Source organism: Leptotrichia hofstadii (assembly GCF_007990525.1).
Lineage (GTDB): Bacteria > Fusobacteriota > Fusobacteriia > Fusobacteriales > Leptotrichiaceae > Leptotrichia > Leptotrichia hofstadii.
Window position 1 is genome coordinate 1 of the sequence record NZ_AP019823.1, and the last position, 23310, is coordinate 23310.

At 30.5% G+C, this 23310-nt stretch carries 16 protein-coding genes; all 16 read left to right on the forward strand.

The window, feature by feature from the left end:
* Nucleotides 1-524: 524 nt before the first annotated feature.
* Entirely contained in the window at nucleotides 525-1880 is a 1356-nt protein-coding gene (gene dnaA, locus FVE77_RS00005; protein ID WP_026745529.1) for a chromosomal replication initiator protein DnaA, read from the forward strand.
* Nucleotides 1881-2538: 658 nt separating this feature from the next.
* The gene (yaaA, locus tag FVE77_RS00010; protein ID WP_172966405.1) at nucleotides 2539-2775 is read left to right on the forward strand and encodes a S4 domain-containing protein YaaA; all 237 of its coding nucleotides are present in this window, start codon (nucleotides 2539-2541) and stop codon (nucleotides 2773-2775) included.
* A gap of 72 nt (nucleotides 2776-2847) precedes the next feature.
* Nucleotides 2848-4485, forward strand: coding sequence for an AAA family ATPase (locus tag FVE77_RS00015; protein WP_026745527.1), 1638 nt, complete (start codon nucleotides 2848-2850; stop codon nucleotides 4483-4485).
* Between the two features lie 27 nt (nucleotides 4486-4512).
* On the forward strand, nucleotides 4513-5601 hold the full coding sequence (gene recF, locus FVE77_RS00020) for a DNA replication/repair protein RecF (RefSeq protein WP_026745526.1): 1089 nt from the start codon (nucleotides 4513-4515) through the stop codon (nucleotides 5599-5601).
* Nucleotides 5602-5615: 14 nt separating this feature from the next.
* Nucleotides 5616-6659 (forward strand): DciA family protein, encoded by a 1044-nt coding sequence (locus FVE77_RS00025; RefSeq protein WP_026745525.1) that lies wholly within the window; start codon nucleotides 5616-5618, stop codon nucleotides 6657-6659.
* A 232-nt stretch (nucleotides 6660-6891) separates the two neighbouring features.
* Nucleotides 6892-7929: a tetratricopeptide repeat protein gene (locus FVE77_RS00030; RefSeq protein WP_026745524.1), complete on the forward strand. Its 1038-nt coding sequence runs from the start codon at nucleotides 6892-6894 to the stop codon at nucleotides 7927-7929.
* 28 nt (nucleotides 7930-7957) lie between these two features.
* Nucleotides 7958-8872: a hypothetical protein gene (locus tag FVE77_RS00035; protein WP_026745523.1), complete on the forward strand. Its 915-nt coding sequence runs from the start codon at nucleotides 7958-7960 to the stop codon at nucleotides 8870-8872.
* A gap of 671 nt (nucleotides 8873-9543) precedes the next feature.
* Nucleotides 9544-11436 (forward strand): tRNA uridine-5-carboxymethylaminomethyl(34) synthesis enzyme MnmG, encoded by a 1893-nt coding sequence (gene mnmG, locus FVE77_RS00040; protein ID WP_026745522.1) that lies wholly within the window; start codon nucleotides 9544-9546, stop codon nucleotides 11434-11436.
* 223 nt (nucleotides 11437-11659) lie between these two features.
* Entirely contained in the window at nucleotides 11660-12400 is a 741-nt protein-coding gene (locus tag FVE77_RS00045) for a hypothetical protein (protein ID WP_036087594.1), read from the forward strand.
* Nucleotides 12401-12538: 138 nt separating this feature from the next.
* Nucleotides 12539-13867: a B12-binding domain-containing radical SAM protein gene (locus FVE77_RS00050; RefSeq protein WP_026745520.1), complete on the forward strand. Its 1329-nt coding sequence runs from the start codon at nucleotides 12539-12541 to the stop codon at nucleotides 13865-13867.
* Nucleotides 13851-15767, forward strand: a complete 1917-nt coding sequence (locus tag FVE77_RS00055; protein WP_026745519.1) for a GH3 auxin-responsive promoter family protein — start codon at nucleotides 13851-13853, stop codon at nucleotides 15765-15767. Before FVE77_RS00050 ends, FVE77_RS00055 begins: the two co-directional genes overlap by 17 nt.
* Nucleotides 15764-17086 (forward strand): B12-binding domain-containing radical SAM protein, encoded by a 1323-nt coding sequence (locus FVE77_RS00060; RefSeq protein WP_026745518.1) that lies wholly within the window; start codon nucleotides 15764-15766, stop codon nucleotides 17084-17086. The genes FVE77_RS00055 and FVE77_RS00060 overlap by 4 nt, the downstream gene beginning before the upstream one ends.
* Before the next feature lie 607 nt (nucleotides 17087-17693).
* The gene (locus FVE77_RS00065; protein ID WP_026745517.1) at nucleotides 17694-18998 is read left to right on the forward strand and encodes a B12-binding domain-containing radical SAM protein; all 1305 of its coding nucleotides are present in this window, start codon (nucleotides 17694-17696) and stop codon (nucleotides 18996-18998) included.
* Nucleotides 18995-20317: a B12-binding domain-containing radical SAM protein gene (locus FVE77_RS00070; RefSeq protein WP_026745516.1), complete on the forward strand. Its 1323-nt coding sequence runs from the start codon at nucleotides 18995-18997 to the stop codon at nucleotides 20315-20317. The genes FVE77_RS00065 and FVE77_RS00070 overlap by 4 nt, the downstream gene beginning before the upstream one ends.
* A 123-nt stretch (nucleotides 20318-20440) precedes the next feature.
* Nucleotides 20441-21736, forward strand: a complete 1296-nt coding sequence (locus FVE77_RS00075; protein WP_026745515.1) for a tetratricopeptide repeat protein — start codon at nucleotides 20441-20443, stop codon at nucleotides 21734-21736.
* A 141-nt stretch (nucleotides 21737-21877) separates the two neighbouring features.
* Nucleotides 21878-23212 carry a B12-binding domain-containing radical SAM protein gene (locus FVE77_RS00080; protein ID WP_026745514.1) on the forward strand — a complete coding sequence of 445 codons (1335 nt, stop codon included), beginning with the start codon at nucleotides 21878-21880 and terminating at the stop codon, nucleotides 23210-23212.
* Nucleotides 23213-23310: the final 98 nt, after the last annotated feature.

A 23310-nucleotide genomic window follows, 5' to 3' on the forward strand; every position in this document is an offset into this window, starting at 1 on the left:
GTTATGAAATTTTGCATAGAATTTTTTATCCACAACTCTATAATATATAATAGTATATATATAATTAAATATATTATTATTATACATTGTGGAAATGTGGGAACATTTATAAATAAAGGGATTGACAGAGAAAAGGGTGTGGAAAACTTTTGTCAAATTTGTGGAAAAATATTATCAACAAAATTGTAAACATAATTACCAACAGAGTTTGTGGATAAATTAAAAGTATGTGGATAATGTGTGGAAAGATGCTGAAAATGGATGTAATTAATTTTTGTGGATAAAAATTTAAAAAGTAAAATTTTTTGATAAACAGCAGAAAAATATTATATTTTTTATGTGGAAAAACCTGTGGAAAACTTTTGTTTAAAATCTTGATTATTTATTTTATTTATGTTATAGTAAAATCAAATAAAAGTACAAATTTAAAGGGAAAATCAATAAACGAGTTTACTAGGCAAAATGCGAGAAAATTAAAAATTTTTATTCATAATCAAAATTAACTAAAAAGGAGAGAAAAGTAAATGGATATTGAGAAATTGTGGGAAAAAATAAAGAAAATAATGAAAAAAAGAGTAAACGAGGCAGAATTTGAGGCATTTTTTAACAATGTGGAAGTAGGAAAGCTGGAAGATGGAAAACTTACACTTGTATGCAATTCAAAGCTGATACAGCAGAATATGGAAAAGCATAAAAGCCAGATGGAAGATATTGTGGAAATTGTAACAGATGAGGAAGTTACAATAAACTTTGAAGTAAAACAGCAGGATGTAATGACATACAAGCCTGAAACACATAGTTTTTCAAAAGATACAAAGGAAAAAATCCAAGTTTTCCACACAGGCTTAAATCCTAAACATAGGCTAGACAATTTTGTTGTAGGGGAAAATAGTAAACTTGCATATAACGCCTGTCTTGCAGTTGTCAACAATCCAACGCCAGTTTATAACCCGCTTTTTATCTATGGAAGTTCAGGACTTGGTAAAACCCATTTGATGCAAGCTGTGGGAAATGCAATATTGGAAAATAATCCAAGCAAGCGTGTATATTACTCAACTTCAGAAGAATTTTCAAATGAATTTTTTAAAGTTTTGAACAGTGGACGTATTCAGAATTTTCGTGATACATTCCGTGCTTTAGATGTACTTCTTCTAGATGATATACAATTTTTTGAAAAGGTGTTTGGACGTGGTGAAGGAACTGTGGAAGAAGAATTTTTCCACACATTTAACAAGTTGCAGGAACTTGGAAAACAGATAATAATGATAAGTGACAAGTCGCCAAAGGAAATAAAAAATCTGTCAAAACGTCTGGAATCAAGATTCTTGTCTGGCTTAACGGTGGAAATTCAAAGCCCAGGCTACGAAACCCGTATGATGATTTTGAAAAATATGGCAAAGACACAAGGAATTGAAATAGATGACAGCATTCTTGAATACATATCAGATTCTCTTGATACAAATGTAAGGGAATTGGAAGGAACATTAACAAACTTAAACGCACGTGCAAAACTTTTAAACGAACAGATAACAATGCAGCTGGTACAGGAAATGCTTATGCACAATGTAAAACGTGAACAGTCCAAAGTAACAGCCAAAAAAGTAATAGAAATGATTTCTGCACAATATGGTGTCAGCGTAACTGACATGAAATCCAAAAAACGTCAGAAAAAAATAGTAGAAACAAGACAAATCGCTATGTATTTGTTAAAGAATAATGATGAGCTGGATCTAAGCCTAACAGCAATTGGAGGACTTTTTGGCGGAAAAGATCACAGTACAGTTATAAGCAGTATCAGAAAAATTGATAAAAAAACGAAGGAAGATGTTGTGTTTAAAAAAGAAATTGAAGCTTTGAACAAGAAAATTTTTAGAGCTTAGAGAATTGGGGAAAATGTGGAAAGAATGTTGAAAATTTTGTGGGAAAGAATAATAATATTTGAAAAATTATCCACAGTGGAAAAAGTTTTCTACATAATTAATTTTTATAAAAAATTTTAATAAAATAATTAAATTTTGTTTAATAAAATAAATTAGAAAATATTAATGTGGAAAAATAAAACTTAATTTCCACTATATGTTGAAAATTTCTCCACAAAAATTGTGGAAAAAAATAATTAAAAATATTGTATTAAAAGAAATTTTGTGGAAAAATAAAATTTTAATGTGTAAAATTAAAATCATAATATCCACAAATATAAACAAAATTTTCCACATTTGTTGATAACTCAAAAATATTTAATTTTAAATTAAAGAATAACTGTGATAAAATAATAAAAATAAAAACATATAAATTTTCTCCACATAATTAAAAATTAACTCCACAATTCAATGTGGAAAAAAATTTACAAAAGAAATTACTAAAAATAGGAATATACTGAAATTGTGGAGAAGATGTGGAAAGATTTGTGGGAAAGGTTTTCCACGGATAAATGAAGTTTTCCACAGGGAAATTAATGATTAGTTTGGTTAATGATTGAGAGTAATATTAGTTCAAATTTACTAAAAAAATATGAATATAAATTATGGAGGGAAATTAATGAAAAATATAAATAATGAAATAGAAGAAGTTGTTATAAATACTGAATTTATAAAATTGGATCAGCTTTTGAAGTGGGCAAACTTTACAGGTTCTGGAGTGGAAGCGAAAATGTTTATTTTGAATGGAGAAGTGAAAGTGAATGACGCTGTGGAAACTAGACGTGGGAAAAAAATTTATGATGGGGATATTGTGGAGTTTGCTGGAGAAAAAGTTATTGTAAGGGCAAAGCATTAAATAGTTTGCTGATTTACTAAACAGATGAATAGTTGTGAAAGCAGACTGTGGAGAATTTAAGGGGAGATTTTTATGAAAAAAGGTATAGGAATTGGAGTAGAAGATTTTAGTGAAGTAATAAAAGAGAATTGCTATTATATTGACAAGACAAAATGGATAGGAGAAATTTTAGAGGATAAATCAAAAATAAAGTTATTCACACGTCCAAGAAGATTTGGGAAAACGCTTAATATGTCGATGTTAAAATATTTTTTTAATGTTGAAAATAAAGAAGAAAATAAAAAGTTATTTAGTGGACTTGATATTGAAAAATCTGAATATATATCTGAACAGGGACAGTATCCAGTAATTTTTATTTCACTGAAAAGCATAAAGGCAAAAACTTGGGAGGAAGCAATACAGGAAATTAGACTGCTGATTTTAGAATTGTTTTCTGAGTACAAGTATCTTTTAGAGGATTTGGATGAGTATGATTTGCCTAGATTTAAGAAGTATTTACTGGGCAATGCAGATTTTTCTGAGTTAAAAAATGCCTTGCTGTTTTTAACTAGAATATTATTTCAGAAGTATAAAAAAGAAGTTATCTTATTAATTGATGAATACGACAGTCCTTTAATTTCTGCTTATGAACATCATTACTATAGCGATGCCATCGCATTTTTTAAAGTATTTTACGGAGAAGCGCTGAAAACTAACCAGTATTTAAAAATGGGAGTTATGACTGGGATTATAAGGGTTATTAAGGCTGGAATATTTTCTGACTTAAATAATTTACGCGTTTATTCTATTTTAAATAGACAGTATCCTGATTTTTTTGGATTTAACGGAGAGGAAGTTGAAAAGTCGCTTAAAGATTTTGATATTGAATACAAACTTTCTGATGTCAAGTTATGGTATAATGGATATAAATTTGGAAATTCCGAAGTATATAACCCTTGGAGCATTTTAAATTTCTTAAAAGATGGGAAGTTAGCTCCTTACTGGATTGATACTTCTGGAAATTTCTTGATTAATCAAATTTTAAAAAATACAGATTCTGAAATTATGGAAACTTTGGAAGCTCTTTTTAATGGAGAAACTGTTGAAGAAAATATCAGTGATAATTCCGATTTATCCAGTTTATTGGGGCAAGAGGAAATTTGGGAACTTCTTTTATTTAGCGGATATTTAACTATTGATGAAAAAATTGGGGAAGACTATGAGGATGTGTATTCCTTGAGATTGCCTAATAGGGAGGTAAGGGAGTTTTTTAGGAAAAAATTTATTGATGTAAATTTTGGGGAAAGTATGTTTAGAAAGGCTATGGAAGGGCTTAAAAATCTTAAATTTGATATTTTTCAAAAATATTTACAAAATATTTTATTAAAATCAACAAGTTTTATGGATACTAAAAATGAAGACTTTTATCATGGATTAGTCTTAGGAATGATGTTTTATCTAGATAATCATTATTATGTAAAATCTAATGAAGAAAGTGGCCTTGGAAGATACGATGTTGTAATTGAGCCAAAGAATAAGAACAATAGAGGTTTTATTCTGGAGTTTAAAGTTGTGAAAAATGAAGATGATTTGGAGAAAGTCTCGGAAGAGGCGATAGAGCAGATAATAGAGAAGAAGTATGATATTGGGTTAAGAGATAGAGGTATTAAGGATGTTACTTTTGTTGGAGTTGCTTTTTGTGGAAAAGTGGTAAAAGTCAGTTACAGATAGTTATAGTGTGAAAGGGAAGAAATAGCGATGTATTTGGATCAGATTAGTTTTAATAACTTTCGTTGCCTTGCGGATGGGAAATTGAAGTTTGACAGGTATTTTAATTTAATATATGGGAAGAATGGACAGGGGAAGACATCGCTTATTGAGGCTGTTCATTTTTTGGCTACTGGGAAAAGCTTTAGGACTAAGAAAGTGAAAGAGATTCGAAAGTATAATTTGAACAGGCTGATTGTATTTGGGAAATATAAAAATAAAGATTTATCGGAAAATGCTATTGCTATTGATGTTAATGAGGATAAGAAAGATTTTTACATTGATAGGGAAAAAGATAAATATATAAACTATGTGGGGTTACTTAACATTATTTCATTTATTCCTGAGGATATTGAACTGATTATTGGGAATCCTGGCGTTAGGAGAAACTTTTTTAATTACGAGATTTCACAGGCAAAAAAGGAGTATTTGCAGTCGATTGTGAATTTTGAGAAAATATTGAAGGTGCGGAACAAGCTTATAAAGGAAAAAAAGACTGGCGAGGAAATTTATAAGATTTATAACGAAAAATTTATAGAGGAAGGGCTAAATATTGTTTTAAATCGGCAGGAATTTATAAAAAAAATATCAATTTTATTAAACTTGAATTATCGTAAGTTATTTGATGAAAATTCAGAGCTGAAATTAAAATACGACTGTTTTCTTGGGGATGTGGAAAAGAAGACTAGAGAAGAGCTGAAGGAAAAATTTGAAGTGCTATGCAAAAGGAAAAGTGAAAGGGAAAAATTTCTTGGATACAGCCTGCTTGGCCCTCAAAAAGATGATTTTATCTTTGAGCTGAATGGAAAAAACGCAAAGGCATATTCTTCACAAGGGGAGAAAAAATCTATAATATTCTCGCTAAAAATTTCAGAAATTGATATTTTAATAAAGGAAAAAAAGGAATACCCGATATTTCTGATGGATGATATTGCTTCATATTTTGATGAAGTGAGAAAAAAAAGTATTTTAAGCTATTTTGAAAATAAAAAAATCCAATGTTTTATAACTTCGACAGAGGATTTGGGCATAGAGGGGAAAAAATTTATTGTGGAAAAGGGGAAGATTATTGATGAGTAAAAAGGGGTTGAAAAATGGAAGGAATTAAGGATTTAAAGAATTTGGCACTGGAAGCAATTGAGAAAAGAAGTTCGCTTTTGAAAAATGAAAAATATATTTTGTGGAAAATCAAGAAAAATTGGAAGCAGATTGTGAGTGGGCCAATCGGTGAGAAAACTTATCCAAAAAGTCTATTTGATGGAAATCTTGTTGTGGTTATCAATGATGGCGTTATTTATCACACGACAATAATGTATGCGGAAAATATAAAGGAAAAAATAAACACATTTTTGAATGGGAAATTTTTGGAAAGTATCGAATTTTCGAAGATAAATTACAAAATAAAGCGTGATTTGCTGGATGAACTTATTGAAAATGAGGAAAATAGAGGGACAATTCGGGCTGGGGAAATTCCAAGAGGAAATGTTAGGGAAAAAAATAGAAATATTGATTCTGAAAATAAAATTGCGGAAAAAGTAAAGGATATTGTGCTTTTGCCTGAAGAAGTTAAGGAAATTCATGAGAATATTGATAAAATTGATAAAAAGTATGAAGATATTGCCAAAAAGCTGGAAAAAATTGCAATAAAACTGAAAAAGAGGGAAAAATATCTGAAAAATAATGGATATATTCAATGTGAAAACTGTAAAATTTTATTTTTGCAGGAAAACAAGGAGAAAATGTGTTTTGAGTGCAGAATGAATGAAAAAAATAGAAAATTTCAGAAAATGGCAGATTTAATAAGAAATAAACCGTATATTTCCGAAAAACAGGCAGTCCGAATGACAAATACTGACAAATCTACATATTACAAGGCAAGAGACATCTTGGCACAGCAGACTTACAATGATATGCTTTATTACTGCCTTGAAAAAAACAGGGAAATTTCTTTAAATGAAGATTATGAGTTTGAAATTCGGAGTGAGTCGAGAGAAGATGTGGAAAAATTTATAAAAAATTATGTAGACTATAAGATTGGGAGTGACAATGAGGAAGTTTTTAAGATTGAGAGAAAGTGGGCTTTGAGAAGATTAAGAAAGGATATGAAATTTAGAATTGAGAACAATAGGAGGTATTGAAAATATCTGAGTTTGCATACTACAATTTTAAGTAAAAAATTTTATTTATGGTTTTGGTTCAAAATATGGTAAAATAATATTTATAAAATTTGAGATAAAATCCAAAAATCTTTAATACATAGTAATTTTTTAAATGATTTAAACTTAAAAAGTATAATTACTTTATTTAGATTAAAAATTTTGATAGTTTTATGGTTGATTAAAAAAGAGTTGGAATATAAATGGAGAAAATATGTATATAGAAGAATTATTAAAAGAAGCGGATAAATCAATGGAAAATTACAAGTACGAGGATGCACTTGTGTATTTGAAGTCAGTACTTGAAATCGATGAGAACAATTATTCGGCGCTTATGACACTTTCTAAGATTTATTCAGACTTTGGAATGTTTGAACAGGCGAAGGAATATGCTGAAAAATTGCAGAAAAAGTATCCTGATAGCAGGGATACGCTTTTTACATTGGGATTTGTATATCAGTCGCTTGGAAGATTGAAAAAGGCGATTTCGCTTTATAAAAAATTTCTGGAAATAGAAAAAAATTATTTTGTGTATCTGAATATGGGAATGTCCTACGCTTTGTTAAAGTATTATAGAAAGGCGATAGAAAATATTGATAAGGCCATAGAAATGGAGCCTGAAAGCTCAGAAGCATACGTGGAAAAAGGTGATTGCCTTACAATGATGGGCAGATACGACGAAGCAATTTCTGAATACAAAAAACTTTTAAATGCAAAATTTAACGAAGTCGAAGAATTTTCCCTCTACGCACGAATGGGCGATACAATGGCGTATTCAAATAATATAAAAGGAGTTGTAAAATATTATAATATAGCTATAAATTGTGAAAATGTGGAAGATTATATATTTGAAGATTATTTTGAGATATTGTTTAGAGCGGAGGAGTTTGAGGAAATAAAACTTCTGCTTTTAAATTATGAGAATGCAACGAATGAAAATAAAGGGCTTTCAAGAATAAAAATGCTGAATTTGCAAGGAAGGTTTTTTGTGAAAACAGAAGATTATGAAAATGCACAGAAGGTTTGTGATAAAATGATTATTTTAGAACCTGAAAATATTCGCCATTATGTGAATTTGGTATACGTGCTGGAATTACAGCATAAATATGACAAAGCGCTTGAATATGTGGCTAAAATGGCTAAATTTACAGAAGATAAGGACTTTTTGAAGGAATTGAAAAAGAGATTGAGAAAAAATAAGAGAAAATTTGAAAAGGAAAATGAGAAAAGTTTAGAAAATAAAGAAAAGTAAAAAAAATTAGAAATTATGAGGATTTTAAATGGAAGAAAAAAATTATGAAGTTAATAAGAAATATGATGAAAAAATATTAATAAATGTACTGAAAAATTTTGATAAAACTGGGGAATATGTTGTAGAACCGGGAAGAAATGAAATAAAAAAGTTTGAGATATATATTGAAAATAATTTGAAAAAAGGGAATGAAAAAAAGAAAAAAAATAATAACATTGAAAATACTGAAACAAAAAAAATGGTAAATGTAAAAAAATTTAAACAAAAAGATTTCATTACAAACTTTTTCTATAAATTTAAAGGCTCAAAAGCAAAGCGTTCTTATGAATATGCAAAAAAATTACTGGAATGCAAAATAAAAACTCCAGAACCAATTGCATATTTTGATGATTTTATAAACGTAAACAATAAAAAGAACAGTTATTATATAAGTGAGGAATTAAAATATGATTTTACCTGCCGGGAAGTTTTCTGGCCTGAGGATATTGAGCGAGACAAGGCTGAACAGGGGGAAAATTACAAGATAAGTGAAGAAACGGAAAGAATGCTTGCAAAAGTGGAAAAAAATCGTGAAAAAATCATAAGACAGTTTGCAAAATTTTCTTTTGACTTGCACGAAAATGGTGTGGAATTTGAGGATTATTCGCCGGGTAATGTGTTGATTAAGGACAAAAGCGGGAATTATGAATTTTATCTGGTTGATTTAAATAGAATGAAATTCGGAGTGAAATTGAATTTGGATAAAAGAATGAAAAATGTTTCAAGAATGATGGAAGATGAAAAACTAGCCAGAATTTTTGCAAATGAATATGCGAAGTATTACAGACAGAGGGAAGATTTAGTTTTTAGATATTTGAGATATTATATCAGAAGACATAATAGATATGTGTATTTTAAGGATATTACTCGTCCAGTAAGGAATGTTTTTAAAAAGAAGAAGTAAATTTGTTTAATAATTTTAAAAAGTAAAAGATTTTATCTTTAAAATTTATCACAAAGTATTTTTATAAATGATTTTTTATTACAGATATATTTTTTTTATAATTATTTTTTATTTCATTTTTATGTTTTTTCTATTTTTATAAAGCAAAGGGGAACAGTCGCCATCCCCTTTGCAAACCCGGCTCGTCTAAGCATTTTTTTGAAATAAAATTGAAACTCGCTTTTTAACAAAAGTTATTATCAACTCTTTAAATTAATTAAAATTTGAAGAGTTTGAAAAAGCTCAGACAGTCAATTTCATTCCAAAAAAATCACGACAATTTTAGTTTAATTATAATAGATTCAAATATCAAGCAAAATTTCGTTAAAGAAAAAATAACTGTTTGAGATTTTGGAGTGAATTTTAAATTATATAAAGTTATTTGTATTAAAATAAACTTAATTCAAAATCGAGTTTTATTTTTTCTTTATAAGAAAGTTTTGTGTAAAGCGGGGTTGTAAGGGCATGGCGTCTGATGCCCTTACGTTAAAAAAGATTTAAGAAATACAAAAGGGAAAAAATTACTAATAAAATTAATAAATAAAAATTTAAGATTATAAAAAAGCCTTTTAGAATTAGAATTTAAATAAGTTTAGCAAAAAAAATAATAAGTTGAAAGGAAAATTTAAAAAATGAAAAATTATGACATAATTGTTGTTGGAGCGGGGCATGCTGGGGTGGAAGCTGCACTTGCGGCGGCAAGGCATGGACTGAAAACAGCGTTATTTACAATATATCTTGACAATATTGCAATGATGTCGTGCAATCCGTCAGTTGGAGGTCCTGGAAAAAGCCATCTGGTGTCGGAACTTGGAATGCTTGGTGGAGAAATGGCAAGGCATATTGACAATTACAACTTGCAGTTAAAGAACTTGAATCATACGAAGGGACTTGCTTCACGAATTACAAGGGCTCAAGCCGATAAATACTGGTATAGGATTAAAATGCGGGAAATTATCGAAAAGCAGGAAAATCTGGATTTGGTGCAAGGAATTGTTGTGGATTTGATTGTGGAGAATAAGAAAGTTATGGGAGTTGAAGACAATCTTGGGATAAAATATGGGGCAAAGGCTGTTGTTTTGTGTACAGGAACGTTCTTAGGCGGAGAATATGTCATGGGGGATGTAAAATATTCGTCAGGGCGGCAAGGAGAGCCTGCGAGCGTTGATTTACCTGGTAGGCTTGTGGAATATGGCTTTGAGCTGGATAGATACCAGACTGCCACTCCTCCTAGAATTGCCAAATCTTCAATTGATTTTTCAAAAACAGAGGAATTAAAGGGAGAAGATAAGCCACGATATTTTTCTTACGAAACAAAAAAAGAATATAATTCAACTTTACCAACTTGGCTTACATTCACCACACCTGAAACAATACGAGTGGGACAGGAAATGTTAAAATATTCGCCAATTGTTACAGGAATTGTAAGTACGAAAGGTCCACGGCACTGCCCTTCCCTTGACAGAAAGATTATGAATTTTCCAGAAAAGACTAATCATCAGATATTTCTGGAGCAGGAATCTGTAGAATCTGACGAAATCTATATAAACGGATTTACGACAGCAATGCCTCCTTTTGCACAGGAAGCGATGTTAAAGACAATCAGCGGGCTAGAAAATGCTAAAATTGTACGTTACGGTTATGCTGTGGAATATAACTTTGTACCTGCTTATCAGTTAAAATTGACTCTTGAAACAAAAGTTCTGGATGGACTTTACACAGCGGGAACGATTAATGGAACGAGCGGATATGAAGAGGCCGCTTGTCAAGGATTTATGGCGGGAGTGAATGCTGCGAGAAAAATTTTAGGGAAAAAGGAAATTGTGATTGACAGAAGTGAGGGATATATCGGGGTTTTGATAGACGATATAATAAACAAAAAAACGCCAGAGCCTTATCGTGTACTGCCTTCAAGAGCTGAATACAGACTGACTTTGCGTCAAGACAACATTTTTATAAGACTTTTGGAAAAAGCGAAGGAAATTGAGCTATTAAATGCCGAAAAATTGACAGAACTTGAAAATACGTGTCAGGAAATTGAAAATGAAGTTGAAAGATTGAAAGGAATTACGGTTTATCCGACTAAGGAAAATAATGAAAAATTACTTGAAATTGTAGAAAAACAAAATCAATCTGAAAGTGCGGAAATTGAAAAAACTAGTAAAAATAGCATGAACAGCCCTGTTTCAGCTTTTGAATTTCTTGCGAGAAAAGAAATTAACTATAATAATTTAAGTGAATTTGTGGAAACTGTGAAATTGTCGGATTTAGCGAAGGAGCAAGTGGAAATAAATGCGAAATATAACGTATTTATTGAAAGGGAAAAGGCGCAGATTGAGAAATTTAAAAAACTGGAAAAAATGATAATTCCAAAGGATTTTGACTATGAAAGCGTAAAAGGGCTTAGCAATATCGCTATTTCTGGGCTTATGTACGGACAGCCTGAAACGATTGGGCAGGCTAGCAGAATTAGTGGAGTTACTTATAATGATATTTCGCTTTTAATTGTGATTTTGAAGAATTAATGCATAGAATTAAAATTAGGTTATGTGAGTTAAAATGTTAAAAAAGCAGCCATTTATAAAGCATAGCCTATTTTTTAATACAAGCATTTTTTACTTTTATTTTTTTGTAAAAAATATGAGGTATAATTTATATTACTTAGATGCAGAATATTTTAAAATTAGTTTTTTTGTTTGATTTTGAACACTTTTTATAAATTTGAAAAAAGAAGGAGTTTGTGTGGTTATGGAATGTAAGGTTTTTGCTGTAAAAGATATAAGAGATAATAGTGAAATTGTGGAAAGTATGTTTTTACTTATGAAAAAATATTATGAAAATATGAAAAAAGATAAGTTTCTGATGGACTTATATGATAAAAATGATGTTTTTTTAATATTTGAAAGTGATGAGTTGAAAGGGTTTTCTACAATAAAAAAAATGGAATTAAATATTGAAAATGGTAAAGATTCTGAGAAGAAAAGAATAGCTGGATTTTTTTCTGGGGACACTATTATTGAAAAGGGATTTTCGTGGGGAATTGAATTTCAGAAGGAATGGATAAAATACTGCCTTCTGGAAAGTGAAAAAAATATGAAAAATGGCGTGAAAACTTATTGGTTCTTGATTTCTAAAGGGATAAAGACATACATGTATCTTCCGACGTACTTTAAAAATTTTTGTCCAAAGGCGGGTTATACGGAAAGTGAGATGGAGAAAAAAATAAAAGATATTTATGCTGAAAAAATATATAAAAGCAGATATTGTAAAGAAAACGGAATTGTAAAAAATGATGGGACAAATGATTTTTTGAGGGAAAATGTCGTTGTACTGTCAGAAAAACAGCTAAAAAATAAAAATATACAATTTTTTTTAGAGAAAAACCCCAACTATCAGAAAGGCGACGAGCTAGTGTGCCTTGCTGAAATTTCTTTTGATAATTTAACAAATTTGGGAAAACGGGTTTTGAAGGAAATTTCACTGCTTTAACGAAATAAATACTTAATAATAAATTTTCAAAACTAAATAGTTTGATTTAAAAAGTAAAATTTACTTTGAAAAGAAATAAAATTCAATGATTTGCGTGCTAAAATATTGTAAGTTAAATAAATAAAAAAGGTGAATTTTATGAAGATGTTGTTTATTTATCCTGGATTTGGAAAGAAAAAGGGACAGAAATATATTTTTCAGCTGAGGACGTTTGAGCCGCTTACGTTTGCTTACTTGCGGGCATTGACTCCTTATGATATTGAGTGTGAGCTGATTGATGAGAGGATTGAGGCAATTGACTATGATAACGATGCAGATATTGTTGTAATTACTTTGGAAACGTATACGGCACGGCACGGATATGAGATTGCTAAAAGATTTAGGGAAAAAGGAAAGAAAGTTATTGTTGGGGGGACACATGCTTCGCTTGTGCCAGATGAGGCTATGAAGCATGCAGATTCTGTAGTTACGGGATATGCTGATGATATTTGGGGGAAAATTATTGAGGATTATAGGAATGGAACGGAAAAGAAACTTTATATTGGTGGGCTTAGCAATAAATTTTTAATACCGGACAGAAGTATTTTTAAGAAAAAATATTTAATTTCAGTTGTGGAAACTGGGCGTGGGTGTCCTCATCACTGTGAATTTTGCGCAATTTCGGCAGTTAATAAGAAACGGTATGCTAAAAGACCTGTTGATAGTGTAATTGAGGAATTGAAGCATATAAAGTCAAAATATATATTTTTTGCTGATGATAACTTTGTTGCAGATCCGAAATATGCATTGGAGCTTTGTAAGAAAATAAAGCCGTTAAAGAAAAAATGGATTTCGCAAGGGGCCATAACGATGGCAAAAAACGAGAAACTGCTTGAGGCTATGCGAGATAGCGGATGCCTTTTTATTTTAATAGGATATGAGTCAATAAATAAAGAGGCTCTTGACAATATGAAAAAGGAATGGAGCTACAAGCTGGGAGATATTGAGGAATCAACACGGATTATACATAAATACAATATTGGAATTTATGCCACATTCGTTTTTGGGTTTGAGGAAAAAATCGGTACTACGTTTGAAGATACTGTAAAATTTGCACAGAAAAACCATCTGGAATTTGTCCAGTTTAACTATCTCGTACCTTTCCCAAATACCGAACTTTATTTTAAAATGGAAAAGGAAGGAAGGCTTTTGTACAAAAAGTGGTGGCTGGAGCCTCAAAAATATTCATATTTATTTTTTGAGCCTTATGATATTTCTACAAATGAGTTTCGTGACAGGTGTATTGCAGTAAGATATGCATATCATTCTGTAAAAAATATTTTGGGAAGAACCTTTGATGTTTTAAAAAGAACAAAAAATATACCATTTTCCATTATGTATCTGTTTTTGAGCTTTGGGCAGAAGGCTGTTATAAAGAAATTTCAAGATTTGCCAATTGGAGATAATTTAGATGAAAAAATTCGGTAAAAAAAGTAAATTTTATGAAGTAAAAAATTTTAAATATGTGATTTTAAACAGATTATTCATATTTTTTTGTAAAAAATGCTACAAAAATTTTGTTTCCAATATAAAAAGTAAAAGTAAGATTCGGAAAACGCAAGTAAAAATACTTTTGGAAATATTAAAAACTAATAAAAACACAGAATATTTAAAAAATTTTGAAACAGAAAGCCAAATTTTAAATATAGAAAATGAAAAAGAATTAATAGAAAAGTTTCAGAATAAAATTCCAGTTGTGAATTATGAGGATATTAAGGAATTTGTAGAAAAGGAAAAAAGTGGGGAAAACAATGTTCTTTTGAGTGATAAAATCAAGCTATTTGAACTTACGAGCGGGAGCACATCCGATGTGAAATATATCCCATACACAGAGAAATTTTTGAAAAGCTATATGAATGGCGTTTTTGCATGGATTTACAATTTATATCAAAATAATAAAAGACTTTTTCTTGGAAGTTCCTACTGGTCTGTTTCTCCAATTTTAAAGCGAGAAGCTGTAACTAGCGGAGGAATCCGTGTGGGAATCGAAGACGATACTTCGTATTTTGATAAAGTTTCTGGATTTTTTTTAAATAAACTGTTTACAGTTCCGAAAGAGATAAAAAATATTCAGAATATGGAGGATTTTTTACTGATTACAGCGGTGTTTCTACTTTTGTCAGAAAATCTTGCGATGATTTCTGTCTGGAGTCCATCGTTTCTTATGATTTTGCTTGACTTTATTGAAAAAAATCATAAAGTGATTTGTCAAATTGTAAAAAGCGAGGATTTAGGCACTGAATTTTTTGCTGATAAAAATTTGGGAAATAAAAAGTATTTTCAGATTATTCAGAAAAAGTACAGGAAATTGTGGAAAAAAAATAGAAGTAAATTTTTGATAAATTATTTTGAGAAATATGAAAAAAATATTTTGAGTAAAAATGATAAAACTCAGAATTTGGAAATTACGGAAAAAAATAACGAGAATGAAATCATGGCTGAAAATAAGAATTTGGAAACTAAATCAGGAAATAAAATTGTGGAAAACTTTGTGGATTACTCTGTGATTTGGGAAAAGCTTTCGCTTGTGAGCTGCTGGGCGGATAGTGATTCCTATGAAATTTTTATAAAATTGAAGGAAAAATTGAATTTTGGTAAAAAAAACATGAATTTGAAATTTCAGGGAAAAGGGCTTATGTCAACGGAATGCATCGTAAGTTTTCCGCTGGAAAATGTGAAAAATGGGAGCGTTATTGCTTATAACTCGTTTTTTTATGAATTTATTCAGGTTTCTGATGATAAGCTGGAAAACAGGAATCCAAAACTTTTGGATGAATTGGAGCTGGGAGAGCGTTATTGCGTTGTTGTTACGACAAATGCAGGGCTTTACAGATATAATACGAATGATATTGTGGAAGTTACAGGATTTTATCATAAAATTCCGATTGTAAAGTTTGTTGGCAGAATAAATAATTTTTCTGATATTGTGGGAGAAAAATTAAAAAATTCGTTTGTGGAAAAGCAGGTTTTAACAACATTGGAAGAAAATAATATAAAGGGAGAATTTTTGCTGTTTGCACCAGTAAAAAATGAAATAGGGGAAATTTTTTATACTTTATTTTTAGAAATAAAAAAAGATGGCAGAAAATTTAATTGGAAACAAATTAAAAATGAAATTAACAGCAGTTTATGCAAGGCATTTCATTATGAATATGCGTATAAATTAGGGCAGTTGGGGAAAGTAAGAGTATTTTTAATAGAAAAGGATGGATTAAAGACTTATACGGCTGAAAAATCGAAAAAGCAGAAAATAGGCGATATAAAATATCGGCTGCTAGATAAAAATTTTGGCTGGGAAAATAAATTTGCAGGAGGATTTGGAGAATGAAAGTGGCATTACTGGCACCAGCAGGGGCAATGTACAGATTTAATGGAACATTTAAGAAGGCGATTCATTATGCACCGCTCACATTATCGACACTTGCGGCGTATATTCCAGAAGACATCGAAGTTGTAATTCATGATGAAACGATTGAAAAAATACCGCTTGAACTGGATGCGGATATTGTGGTTATGACTTCTATTACGGGAACATCAGAAAGAGTGTATAAATACGCAAGATACTTTAAAAGCAAAGGGAAAAAGGTTATTTTAGGCGGACCGCATCCGACACTTTGTCCAGAAGAGGCGATACAGCATTGTGATTCTGTTGTAATTGGGCGTTCTGAATGGCTTTTTACGGAAATAATGGAAGATGCGAGAAATAACAGTTTAAAGAAATTTTATGTGCAGAAGGAAAATAGCCTGGAAAATTTGAAATTACCAAAAAGGGAACTTCTGAAAAAGGAAAGATATGTTTCCATAAATAGCATTGAAGCTACAAAAGGCTGTTCTTTCGACTGTTCCTTCTGCGTTGGAAAGGCTTTATACCCCAAATTACTGAAAAGACCAATTAATGAAATTATTGCAGAAATTGAAACTTTTAAGAAAAAAGAAGTTTTGTTTATAGATTTAAATTTGATTGCTGACAGAAATTATGCAAAAAAACTGTTTATTGAATTGACACCCCTCAAAAAATGGTGGTTTGGGCTGGCAACTTCCAACCTTGTTCACGATGATGAAATGATAAGGCTAATGGCAAAAAGTGGCTGTAAAGGCTTGCTTATAGGATTTGAGGCTGTATCGAAGGAATCATTGCGGGCTATGAATAAAGGGGTAAATGTTATGGCTGATTACCATTTGCTTATGAAAAAGCTGCATCATTATGATATTGCTGTAAACGGAACTTTTACGTTCGGTGCAGATGGCGATGACAAGGATATATTCAAGCGAACTGTGGAGGAAGTAATAAAAATGAAAGTTGACTTGCCAAGATACTCTATATTAACTCCATTTCCTAAAACAAAACTTTACAATGATTTGGAAAAGCAAGGCAGAATTTTTGAAAAAAACTGGACAATGTACGATGTTCAGCACGCTGTATTTCATCCAAAAAAAATGACTGCCCAGGAACTTCAGGAAGGTGGAATTTACGCTTGGAGGGAAACTTATAAAGTAAGCTCGATTTTTAAAAGAATCGCAAGATTCAGCGTTATTGCACCAATTATGCTTAATACTAACTTGGGGTATAGGCATTATGCCGATAAACTGGAGGAATTTACTTTTGAAAAAATGACAGATAATTCTGATATTCCAAATGTAGATTAATTAGTTAATTTTAAATAAACAATCATATAAATTATTTTTTTATTAAGAAATTTTGATTAATAATAGTTTTTTCATTTATATTTATGTCTTTTTTTATATAAAGCAAAGGGGAACAGTCGCCATCCCCTTTGCAAACCCGGCTCGTCTAAGAATTTTTTTGAAATAAAATTGAAACTCGCTTTTTAACAAAAGTTATTGTAAATTCTTTGAACTAATTATAATTTCAAAATTTTGAAAAAGCTCAGACAGTCAATTTTATTCCAAAAAAATCACGACATTTTAAATTCAATAATACCAATTGTAATGTTAAAAAAATAATAAGCAAAATTTCGTTAATAGAAAAAGAACTGTTTGAGATTTTTGAGTACAATTTAAATTATAGTTAATTAAGGAGATGGAATAATCTTTATTAAAAATCGAGTTTTCTTTTTCTGTTATAAGAAAGTTTTGCGTAAAGCGGGGTTGTAAGGGCATGGCGTTTGATGCCCTTACGTTAAATGAAACTAATTAAAAAAAAGAAAAATGAAAAAATTTTATATAAATAAGATTTTAAGTTTAATTATAATGTTTAAGACAATAAATTAAATTATTGATAAGGAGAAGAAAAATGAAAATAGCTTTTTTACGTCCTAATATGGGGGGAAAACGTTCCAATGATGCGATAGAGCCACTTGCTTTTGCAGTTCTTTCGGGACTTACTGATAAGACTCGACATGAGCTTATGCTTTTTGATGATAGGATTGAGGATATTCCGATGGATCTTGAGGTTGATTTAATTGTGATTTCTACGTTTACGATGACGGCTAGGCGGGCTTATGAACTAGCCGAAAATTACAGGAAACGTGGAGTTTATGTGATGATTGGAGGGTATCACGCTTCGCTTATGCCTGATGAGGTGCAGGAACATGCGGACACGGTTTGTGTAGGAAGTGGAGAAGTTACTTGGAATGAATTTTTAAATGATTTGGAAAATGGGGTGCCGAAAAAGAGGTATGAATGTAGAAAATTGCCAGATATTAATAATGTTGTTTATGATAGGAGCATTTACAAGGGAAAAAAATATTCTTTTGTTGTGCCAGTTCAGTTTGGGCGAGGCTGTATGCACCAATGTGAATTTTGCACTATTGGGGCGGTTCACAAAGGAGATTTTCAACATAGGGATGTTGAGAATGTGATAAATGAGGTAAAGGAAATTTTTAGAACGAATAAGAGAGCGAAAATTGTTTATTTTGTGGATGATAATATTTTTGCCAATAAGAAAAAAGCTCTAAAACTGTTTGAAGAATTGAAAAAACTGAAAATAAAATGGGCTTGTCAAGGCAGCATCGATATTGCAAGAGATGAGAAATTAATAAAATTGATGTCAGAAGCGGGGTGCATTGAAATGCTTCTGGGATTTGAGAATATAAATATAAAAAATATTAAGAAAATGAAAAAGGTTGCAAATTATGAGTTTGACTATGAAAAAATTATTAATATTTATAAAAAAAATAAGATTCTTGTACATGCAAGCTATGTAATTGGGTATGATTATGATGATAAAAACTGCTTTGATGAAATTTTGGAATTTTCTAAAAAGCATAAATTTTTCCTTGCAGGATTTAATCCGGCATTGCCGATACCAGGAACTCCTTTTTATGAAAGATTGAAAAAAGAAGGTCGGTTGCTTTATGAACGATGGTGGCTGGATGAGAAATTTCGTTATGGGAAAGCGTGCTTTGAGCCATATAATATGACGATTGAGGAATTTGAGGCGGGAATCTTGAAGTGCAAGGTGGAATATAACCGACATTCGAGTATTTGGAAAAGGCTGTTTGACGGAGCTGCTAATTTTAAACATGCCCTTGTATTTCTCGCTGTAAATTATATCAACCGAAAAGAAGTTTATAACAAAAAAGGAATAAAATTATGAGAATAATGCTTGTTTTAGCAAAGGATAACATTTACAAATATAACTCGATTCACAAAAGAAAATATTATCCGCAAATTACGTTAATAACGCTGGAATCACTAATTGACAGAAAGTATAACGCTGATGTTGTTATTGTGGATGAAGGTGTGGAAAAATGGGATGCTACTTCTAAAAAATATGAAAATGAAAAATTTGACTTAATTTGTATTTCTTCGGTAATTTCAGGATCGAAAAGGGCAAAAGAGATTGCCAAGTTTTGGAAAAGTAAAGGAGCGTATACGTTAATTGGCGGGCATTATGCGACAGCTTTGAAAGAAGAGGCATTACAATACTTTGATACAGTAATTATGGGAGCTGCTGAAATTTCATTTCCGATGTTTCTTGAAGATTTTACAAATGGAACTCCAAAAAGAGAATATTTTAACCTTGTTGGAAATGATTATGAACCGAAGCCATTAAACCGAAAACTTTTGAAAAATAAAAAATATTTTAAAAATTATGGCACAATCGTCGCAAACAACGGCTGTCCCAATAAATGCTCCTACTGCTCCATCACAAAGATGTATTCTGGAAAAAATCAGATAAAAAGCATAGAGTACGTGATAAATGAAATAAAAACAAATAAGCTCAAAAAATGGATATTTCTTGATCCAAACTTTTTAGGCAATAGAAATTACGCCATTCAGCTAATGGAAGAATTGAAGAAATTAAAAATAAAATGGACGGCTTCCGCAACAATAAATATCGGCAATGATAAAAAAATTCTTCAGTTAATGAAAGAATCTGGCTGTATAGGCTTGGTTATTGGCTTGGAAAGTTTTGTTCAGGAAAATCTTGATGGAGTAAATAAAAAATTTAACAATGTCGCAGAATACAAAAAACTCGTAAAAACGATTCAATCTTATGGAATATCAGTCCTTTCCACACTTATGATAGGAATGGAAACTGACACAGTGGAGTCAATTCGCCAAATTCCCGATATTATTGAGGAAATTGGGGTAGATGTGCCAAGATATAACATAATTACTCCATATCCAGGAACACCTTTTTTTAATCAGTTAAAAGAAGAAGGCAGATTGCTTACAGAAGACTGGTATTACTACGATACTGAAACAGTCGTATTCAAGCCTAAAAATATGAGTTACGACACATTGCAGAAGGAATTTTATAAATTGTGGCTTGACACTTTTACTTTCAAGCGAATTATAAGAAGAGTGAAAACTTCTAGGAATAAAGGGCTGAAATTCATTCTGGAAGTATTTTCAAGACAGCATGCACGGAAATTCAGGAAGTATGGGAAGATTAAATTTGAGAAGTAAACGACTTAGATTATTTTATTTAATGACAGTTTTTACTATTTTTATTGTGTTTTTTCTTTAACAATTTATCAGGAACAGATAACTATTTTTTTGAAAGACCCAAAAAAGAAAGGGATGCTAAGAATGAAAAAAGAAAAAATAATAAAACTGTTTATAACATTATTAACAAGTGTTGTAATTGTTTTTTCTATATTATTTTATCAAAATTCTATTCATGAAAATGAACTTGAGAAATTCAGCTATAAAAAATATTTGCATGAATTTGGATTTAGTAAAACTGAAAATCCTACATACGAAGAAATTCAAAACAGTGATAAATACTTCAAACTTTTAGATAAAGCTACTTATGAAAAGAATAAGGAAAATTATACAGAAGCAGAAAATATTTATATGGAAGCTACAAAATATAATGTTCTTGGTTATCAGGAAATAGGCAGAATGTATTTAGAAAATATTAAGAATACTGAAAAAGCAATAGAATATTTTGACAAGGCTTATGATAAAGGGGATATAAATGCAGCGTTTTGGTTAGGGCAAAGTTATGAAAAATTGAATGACGAAGATATGAAAAGAAAATGGTATGAAAAAGGTGCTTTGAATGGTGATACTGATTCTGAAATTTATTTTGGAAGATTATTATATTTGGAAAATAAAAAAGATGAATCTGAAAAATGGTTCAGGAAAGCACTGATAAATTCAAAAAATGCTATCGCAATTTATAACCTTATGATAATAAATTATGAAAAAGGAAATATAAAGGAAGTTAAAAAATTGCAAAAGCAATTACACGAAAAAGGTGTAGAAGAAATGGATGACGATATGTTGGGAAAAGTAAAATATATGACGGGGAATAAAAAACAGCAACATATTTTCGTGTATCTTAACAATGCTGATAATTTTATTGAGAAAAAACAGTATCTAGAAGCTGAAAAAGAGTATATAAAAGCAATAAAATATGATAAAAAAATAAATTATTATTTAGCAGAATTATACAGGATTTATTTAAAAGATATAGAAAAGTCAGCAGAATTACATGAGAAAGCTACAAGAGTAGGCGAAAAAAGAGCGTTTGCATTATTAGGGGATATATATTTAAATTGGGGAGAAACAAAAGAAGCAACAAAATGGTATAGAGAAGGAGCAAAAAAGAGAGAGTCAAATTCTCAATATAGAATAGGGAGAATTTTACAGCTTTCAGGAGAAATCAAAGAGGCATTTAAATATTACAATAAGTCGGCAAAACAGAAAAATATTTATGGTATAATTAGAGTTATAGAGTATTATTATGTAAATAAAAATTATAGGGAAGAAAAAAAATGGATTTATAAAGTTTTTAATGAAAATAACATTTTAGAATTGAATAAAAAAAGAAAGTTTATATTATTAAATAGACTCAGGGAGATAGAAGAAAATGATTGAATTAACAAAATATAATGAGAATAAGTAAATTGAAATAGTAAACTAAAATTAATAGATAAAAACAAAAATCTTGAAAAAAAATATTTTCTTGAAAGGAACAAAAATTCTGAATAATAAAAAAATCGTAAAAGGAGAAAAATAGTGAAAATAACATTTATACTGCCTGCCATTGGAAAGAAAAAAGGGCAGAAATATATAAAAACATGGAAAAATATGGAACCACTTATGATTGCGGTTTTAAAATCTTTAACTCCTGAGGATGTTGAAACGAATTTTATGGATGACAGGAATGAGTTTATAAATTATGAGGAAAATACAGATCTGGTTGTGATTTCTGTGGAAACTTATACTGCCAAAAGGGCTTACGAAATAGCAAAAAAATTTCAGAAAAGAGGGATAAAAGTACTTGCAGGGGGGTATCATCCAACTGTAGAGCCTGACGAGTGTCTGGAACATTTTGATTCGATTATTTTGGGAAATGCAGAAAGCGTGTGGACAAAGATGTTGAACGATTTGAGAAAGAATAAGCTGGAAAAACGGTATTATGGCGTAACTACGTCTTTTGCAATGCCTGACAGGAGTATTTACAAGGATAGGAAATATTCACCGCTTGCATTAATTGAAACTGGGCGTGGATGCAATTTTGCGTGTGATTTCTGTGCGATTCATTCTTATTATGAGAAAAAGTACTTTAGACGTCCTATTGAGGAAATTGTGCAGGATATAAAAAATTCTGGGAAGAAATATGTTTTTTTTATTGATGATAATTTTGTAGCGGATCATAAACATGCGATTGAGATTTGCAAGGCGATTGCTCCATTAAATATAAAATGGGTAACGCAAGGGGCTATTACCATTGCGAAAAATGATGAACTGCTTTACTGGATGAAAAAAAGCGGATGTAAAATGATTTTGATTGGGTACGAGTCGATGAATCCAAATATTTTAAAGGATATGGGGAAAGGCTGGAGAAGTGGCGTTGGGGAAATAAATGAACTGACGGAAAAAATTCATAGTTATGGAATTGGAATTTATGCCACTTTTGTATTCGGCTATGGAAATGATACGAAGGAAACTTTTGACGAAACGGTAAAATTTGCCAAAAAACATGGATTTTATTTTGCGGCATTTAACCATCTTGTACCATTCCCAAAAACAGGCGTTTATAGAAAATTAAGAGAAGAAAAACGCCTTCTTAGTGAAAAATGGTGGCTGGATGAAAATTATCCTTATGGGCGGATTTCCTTTCTTCCAACCGATCAGACTCCCGATGAGCTTTCCAAAAAATGTGCCAATGCAAGAAAAAGTTTTTTTGGGTGGCGTTCAATACTAAAAAGAGGATTTATGCAGTTAAAACGAAGCCATGATTTGGGAATGTTTGCAATATTTTTTGCACAAAACTTTAATTTGAAAAAAGAAGTTATGGGGAAATATGATTTACCATATGCACAAAACTTGGATGAAGCTCCAAAATAATTTTTAATAGTTCTATTTTAAATGGTTCGACTATATTTAGAATTTGATAAAACAAATGTTCTGAAGCAAGGGGTATTGACCCCTTTTGAAAATAAAAA

Coding starts and splice junctions, on each gene's coding strand:
- dnaA (WP_026745529.1), top strand. CDS start 525: ATGGATATTGAGAAATTGTGGGAAAAAATAAAGAAAATAATGAAAAAA.
- yaaA (WP_172966405.1), top strand. CDS start 2,539: ATGAAAAATATAAATAATGAAATAGAAGAAGTTGTTATAAATACTGAA.
- FVE77_RS00015 (WP_026745527.1), top strand. CDS start 2,848: ATGAAAAAAGGTATAGGAATTGGAGTAGAAGATTTTAGTGAAGTAATA.
- recF (WP_026745526.1), top strand. CDS start 4,513: ATGTATTTGGATCAGATTAGTTTTAATAACTTTCGTTGCCTTGCGGAT.
- FVE77_RS00025 (WP_026745525.1), top strand. CDS start 5,616: ATGGAAGGAATTAAGGATTTAAAGAATTTGGCACTGGAAGCAATTGAG.
- FVE77_RS00030 (WP_026745524.1), top strand. CDS start 6,892: ATGTATATAGAAGAATTATTAAAAGAAGCGGATAAATCAATGGAAAAT.
- FVE77_RS00035 (WP_026745523.1), top strand. CDS start 7,958: ATGGAAGAAAAAAATTATGAAGTTAATAAGAAATATGATGAAAAAATA.
- mnmG (WP_026745522.1), top strand. CDS start 9,544: ATGAAAAATTATGACATAATTGTTGTTGGAGCGGGGCATGCTGGGGTG.
- FVE77_RS00045 (WP_036087594.1), top strand. CDS start 11,660: ATGGAATGTAAGGTTTTTGCTGTAAAAGATATAAGAGATAATAGTGAA.
- FVE77_RS00050 (WP_026745520.1), top strand. CDS start 12,539: ATGAAGATGTTGTTTATTTATCCTGGATTTGGAAAGAAAAAGGGACAG.
- FVE77_RS00055 (WP_026745519.1), top strand. CDS start 13,851: ATGAAAAAATTCGGTAAAAAAAGTAAATTTTATGAAGTAAAAAATTTT.
- FVE77_RS00060 (WP_026745518.1), top strand. CDS start 15,764: ATGAAAGTGGCATTACTGGCACCAGCAGGGGCAATGTACAGATTTAAT.
- FVE77_RS00065 (WP_026745517.1), top strand. CDS start 17,694: ATGAAAATAGCTTTTTTACGTCCTAATATGGGGGGAAAACGTTCCAAT.
- FVE77_RS00070 (WP_026745516.1), top strand. CDS start 18,995: ATGAGAATAATGCTTGTTTTAGCAAAGGATAACATTTACAAATATAAC.
- FVE77_RS00075 (WP_026745515.1), top strand. CDS start 20,441: ATGAAAAAAGAAAAAATAATAAAACTGTTTATAACATTATTAACAAGT.